The organism is uncultured Duncaniella sp., from assembly GCF_910577345.1.
In the GTDB taxonomy this organism is placed as follows: domain Bacteria; phylum Bacteroidota; class Bacteroidia; order Bacteroidales; family Muribaculaceae; genus Duncaniella.
The window spans coordinates 1-5,005 of sequence record NZ_CAJTMT010000018.1 but is presented as its reverse complement, the minus strand read 5'-3'; the positions used below and the strand labels follow the sequence as shown (position 1 = coordinate 5,005).

The following is a 5,005-nucleotide window of genomic DNA, read 5'->3' as shown; positions in this document are numbered from 1 at the left end:
CTCTTTTATAGTTAATAAAACGTCCGGATAGTTGAAAAAACTTATGTTCCTTCTGAACTTATGTCCTTATGTGCCCTTCCTTCTAACGAGTGTCAGGTAGGGATTATCTGGTGACGACACGGTATTCGGTTGCGCCGCCGGATACTACAGAGTAGCGCCGCAGGGCATATCCACGCTCCTGCGCAGGGCCGGTCATGGGGTTGCCACGGTTCTGGAAAATGTCGAAAGTGCTACCGCATGAGGGACAGCGGGCGAAAAGCTCGTCGGCGGGGACACTTACACGCACGTTAGGCCGACATTCGTAAGGGCAGGCGAGATCGTAGGCGTGGAGATCGCCAAGGACATCGGTGACAAGCAGCAGACCGCCGTAGCCTGTACGGTCAAGTGTCGTGTAAGGGAAGTTGGACGGGACGCGCTCCTTGGAGTTGAATATGTAGGTCCGATACGATGCTGCATCGCCCTGCACGCCATAGATGTTCCAATCACCCACGGTGTGGAATGTCAGGTGGACGTCGGCATACGGGATGCGGTCGTCGTCCACCGACTCGCAGCCCCCGAGCAGCATGGCGGGGAGCAAAGGCATCAGTAAGCGCGAAAGGAGAGATCGGATGCTCATGGCCTTACTTGAAGATTGAAGTGAAAACTTCGCCGAACTTATCGGCTGCCTCCTGAATCTTGTTGCCGATGAAGGGACGGAGCATCGGGGGAATGTCAATCTTGATGGCAGGGGTGATGGTTGTGGACTCCTCGCCGGCTTCCTTAAGGTTGACAGAGAGTGTGAGGGGCACTGGGCAGCCTTCGGCCGAGAAGCTGACGCGGCTTGTCGGGATGCGCTCTGAAATCTTGAACACGAGCTTACCGATGGCGGGAGCATCCATGCTGATGGATTCGCCTTCGAATTCCACGCCGTTGAGGCGTTCGCGATGCTCTTCGGGAAGCTGGTCGACGAGGTCTTTGTACTGGCTGAGGTCAGCTACTTTTTCGTATACCGTCGCAATCGGACGGGGGAGGGTGACGGGTTTACCGCTGTAAGTTGCCATTATTGATGTTCTTTTTGTTTAGGTTAGAGGGTGTTTAATACTAAATGTTAATCCGTGGGCGGTTTATCTTTGAGGGATTATTCTGTAACGATGAGGGAGTGTGCCCTTTGGCACTCGACCGAAGAGTTACGGGATAAGCGCCAAAGAAAAACCGAGGCAACAGTATTATAGTTTCATAATATTTTATTTTATTCTTTTTATTATGAGGATATATTAATCTGTAAAAGTTACCTTCGCCTTTCCGTCTTTCAGGCATCTTTTCCGCTTTGTTTCAGTCGTGTACATTAAGTACACTCCCTCAACGCAGCAGAAAAGCTCCTCCGAAATACGGAACCCACGGGTTAACATTTAGTATTAAACACCCTCTTAGAAAAGCCACCGGTCCGATCCTGAGTGTGGGGTGCGGACTGGTGGCTTTATGGAGTTGTCAGTTTTGATGTTTTTTTATTCGTCAGACTCGGAGGTTGAGGGAGTCCAGAGCGAGGGATCCTTGCGCCATTCCTTGAGGGTAGCTACGTCGCTCTCACGGATGAAGCCGGTCTCAAGGGCGGCAGAAATGAGGGCTGAGTAGTTGGAAAGGGTGATGAGCTGAACGTTTGCGTCCTTGAAGCGCTTGACGGCAACGGGGAATTCATAGCTGAAGATGGCCACCATGCCGATGACTTCGCATCCGGCGTTGCGGATGGCTTCGACTGCCTTGAGGCTGCTGCCGCCTGTTGAGACGAGGTCTTCAACGACAACCACTTTCTGGCCGGGACGGAGATCGCCTTCAATGAGGTTTTCAAGTCCGTGGTCCTTGGGGGTTGAGCGGACATAGACGTATGGGAGACCGAGGGTATCGGCAACGAGTGCGCCCTGAGCGATTGCGCCTGTAGCTACGCCTGCGATTGCGTCGACGTCGCCGAAATTCTCGAGGATGATGCGGGTGAGCTCGACCTTGATGAAACTACGGACATCGGGATACGACAGTGTCTTGCGGTTGTCCGTGTAGATGGGGGAGTTCCAGCCTGATGCCCATGTGAAAGGGTTCTCGGGTTGAAGTTTGATAGCACTGATTTTCAGTAACTTTTCTGCAAGGATAAGGTCAAGATTTTTCATTTTGTTATCTGTGCTGGAAATAGATGAAATGAATTGTTGAGTATTCGGGTGCAAAATTAGAATTTCCGTGGCCGAAATGCAACTTTTTTTAGTTTACGTTTCTTAAAAAATGACATTTTGGAGAGCTTCCGAAGCTCCTCCGGTCTGGAGGTCTGACGGGAGGTATAAATAAAAAAGAAGATGTCTCCCGACATCCTCTTTCCTTTTTAAACCTTTATCTTAATCTAATACTATGAAAAACACACATGCAAATGTACGCATAATTTTTCGAATCTTAAATACTTTGTTTCCCTATTTAACTATTTTTTAGACAAAATGTATGAAAAGTCCGAAATTTTATCTGTGATTCGGCTCTGTTTAACACTGTTGAAGATGAAAAAACGCTTTTTGATGTGTTTTTAATAGATTGTCGTAACTTTGTTGGCGGCAATGCCGGTGAGAATATTCCGCCGGGTGAGATTTTTATTGCATTTTGCTTCTTATGACACCTTTACTTAAAAAACATCTTTTTGTAAGCGATATGGACGGGACTCTCCTTGGTCCCGACAGTCTTGTCAGCGCCGAGAGCGCGGAACTCATCACGGAATTGTCGAAGCGCGGCTTTCCGGTGACGGTTGCCACTGCCCGTACTCCCGCTACCGTCGATGTGTTGCTTGAAAATACTTATACCGACATTCCGGCCATCGTGATGACCGGAGCCGCGCTCTGGGAGCGGAATATGGACCGCTATATAAATCCTGTCCTCTTCGACGAGGATATTGCTCGCGAGTTGCTTGCCGCTTTTGCTGAAAGCGGAGTGCATCCTTTTATATATGTATTGGACGGTGGGGAAAAGCTGACGGTCTACCACCCTGTGGAGATGAACCGTCAGGAGACGGAGTTCTATGAGGAGCGGCGTCACCTGAAGGGCAAACGTTTTGTTTTGGGTGAGAGCGCCCCGCTCACAAAGCCGCAGCCAGGCATGATTCTTGCCTTTGCGATGGGCGATGCCCGGAAGATAGAGGCGGTGGCCGACAGGCTCCGGGGAATAAGGGGCCTGTCAGTGTCGTGTTACCGTGATATATTTAATAAGGATATAGCAAATCTGGAAATATTCGGTGCCGGTGTCAGCAAGGCAAAGGCCATACGCTGGCTTGCCGACAAGATAGGAGCGGAACGCATCACTGTCTACGGCGACAATCTGAACGACCTCCCGATGTTTGAGATCGCTGACGATGCCGTCGCTGTCGCCAATGCCATGCCGGAGGTGTTAGAGCGTGCCGACAGGGTCATAGGGCCGAACGGAGCATCGTCGGTCGCACGCGACATGTATGAGCAGGCAATCAAAGAATCAGTAGGGTGAGCGCCATAAGGGCCATGCCCGTGATTACACCTATGAGTGAAAGATGGTGGTGGCCGAAACTTTCAGCACCGGGGAGGAGTTCGTCGAACGCAATATAGACCATTATACCTGCGACTGATGCAAGGCAGATGGCGTTGACTACAGGTGACCAGAAGGGGAGCAGGAAGGCCATGCCGATAAGCGCTCCCGCCGGTTCGGCCAGTCCGGAGAGCAATGATAGGCGCAAGGCTTTCTTGCGGTCGCCGGTCGAGTGATAGATGGGGACTGAGACGGCTATGCCTTCCGGAATATTGTGGATGGCTATGGCAATCATGATGGGGAGTGCCACTTGGAGTCCGTCGAGGCAGGAGATGAATGTGGCCATGCCTTCCGGGAAATTGTGGATGCCGATAGCGACAGCGAGCATGGTGCCGGTGCGTTTGAGCTGATGGTGTGAGGTGCCGGTCTGGAGTTCCGAAAGGGTATGGGGTTCATGAGGGTTTTCATCCTCGGGGACAAGATAGTCGATGAGGGCGATAAGGGCTATGCCGCCGAAGAAGGCAAGGAGCATGAAAAGTTCTGCCATGCGCGACGAATAGATTGTCTCAAGTCCTTCGACCGCTTCCGGCATGAGTTCCATGAAGGAAATGTAGACCATCACTCCGGCTGACAGGCCAAGCGATACGGCAAGCATACGCGTGTCAGTACTTTTTGTGAAAAAAGATATGAGTGCACCTATTCCGGTCGATAAACCGGCTACAATGGTGAGTCCCAGGGCAATAAGTATGGTTGATAGTTCGGGCATACGGAATGTTTTATAAAATATACGGTGTGAATTTTATAAAAATTGTGTTTTGTGATGAAAAAAAGTTGTTGAAAAATTTGGAGGAATCAGAATAATGCCGTAATTTTGCACTCACAAAACGGCTCCTTAGCTCAACTGAATAGAGCATCTGACTACGGATCAGAAGGTTACAGGTTTGAATCCTGTAGGAGTCACAAAGGTTAAGGAAAAAGCCATTCCGGAAAGTCTACTTCGGGATGGCTTTTTATTTTATCCTTTTTTGTCGTGATGGGAGCTGATGCATGGTTGCTATTTGCGACGGATCAGTTTCACATCCTTGCGGAGTTTGTCGACTTCGTTGAGAGTGATCAGTGCGGCTGCGAGAGTGGCTACCTGCAGGGTTGCATGGAGGATGCAGTGGAGCAGGTGGTGGCGGCGACATGAAGAGTCTTTCTCGTGTTCGTGACGGCTGAAAATTTCCATAATAAAAAATTGTTTTAATTTGTCATTAATAAATAGCTTGAATGTAGACACACCGTGGCACCATTGAATTGAATGCGTGCCGGTTCATCTGTCAAACGCAATTGCAGGATTGTGGGTTCGTTGCATTAACGTAAATTAATGTTGAGGGACAGGATGTAATTGAGTGGCCATAATATTGAGTGGCTATTAAACAAACAACAGGGCTGTCATCCCGACAGCCCTGTTGTTTTTTAACCTTAAATCTAATACCATGAAAACACAGTGCAAATATAGTAACTT

Annotated in this window: 6 protein-coding genes and 1 tRNA gene; 2 read left to right on the top strand and 5 right to left on the bottom strand. The window is 49.6% G+C overall.

Annotated features, from left to right (window positions below):
* Positions 1–103: 103 nt before the first annotated feature.
* The 3 genes from QZ310_RS08900 to pyrE all read right to left on the bottom strand — a co-directional run bounded on the left by QZ310_RS08900 (position 104) and on the right by pyrE (position 2,138).
* The gene (locus tag QZ310_RS08900; protein ID WP_297072152.1) at positions 104–616 is read right to left on the bottom strand and encodes a hypothetical protein; all 513 of its coding nucleotides are present in this window, start codon (positions 614–616) and stop codon (positions 104–106) included.
* 4 nt (positions 617–620) lie between these two features.
* On the bottom strand, positions 621–1,040 hold the full coding sequence (locus QZ310_RS08895) for an SRPBCC family protein (protein ID WP_297072151.1): 420 nt from the start codon (positions 1,038–1,040) through the stop codon (positions 621–623).
* 444 nt (positions 1,041–1,484) lie between these two features.
* The gene (gene pyrE, locus QZ310_RS08890; RefSeq protein ID WP_297072150.1) at positions 1,485–2,138 is read right to left on the bottom strand and encodes an orotate phosphoribosyltransferase; all 654 of its coding nucleotides are present in this window, start codon (positions 2,136–2,138) and stop codon (positions 1,485–1,487) included.
* Between the two features lie 481 nt (positions 2,139–2,619).
* Here pyrE and QZ310_RS08885 point away from each other — a divergent pair, with 481 nt between their 5' ends.
* Positions 2,620–3,480: an HAD family hydrolase gene (locus QZ310_RS08885; protein ID WP_297072149.1), complete on the top strand. Its 861-nt coding sequence runs from the start codon at positions 2,620–2,622 to the stop codon at positions 3,478–3,480.
* Here the strand turns inward: QZ310_RS08885 and zupT are convergent.
* A complete protein-coding gene (zupT, locus tag QZ310_RS08880; RefSeq protein WP_297072148.1) occupies positions 3,461–4,264 on the bottom strand; it encodes a zinc transporter ZupT in 804 nt (267 codons plus the stop codon). The genes QZ310_RS08885 and zupT overlap by 20 nt on opposite strands.
* A gap of 120 nt (positions 4,265–4,384) precedes the next feature.
* Between zupT and QZ310_RS08875 the strand changes: the two genes are divergently transcribed.
* Positions 4,385–4,458: transfer RNA gene (locus QZ310_RS08875), tRNA-Arg, on the top strand.
* A 94-nt stretch (positions 4,459–4,552) separates the two neighbouring features.
* On the opposite strand, the gene QZ310_RS08870 is transcribed toward QZ310_RS08875, so the two are convergent.
* Entirely contained in the window at positions 4,553–4,726 is a 174-nt protein-coding gene (locus QZ310_RS08870; RefSeq protein ID WP_297072147.1) for a hypothetical protein, read from the bottom strand.
* Positions 4,727–5,005 lie beyond the last annotated feature (279 nt).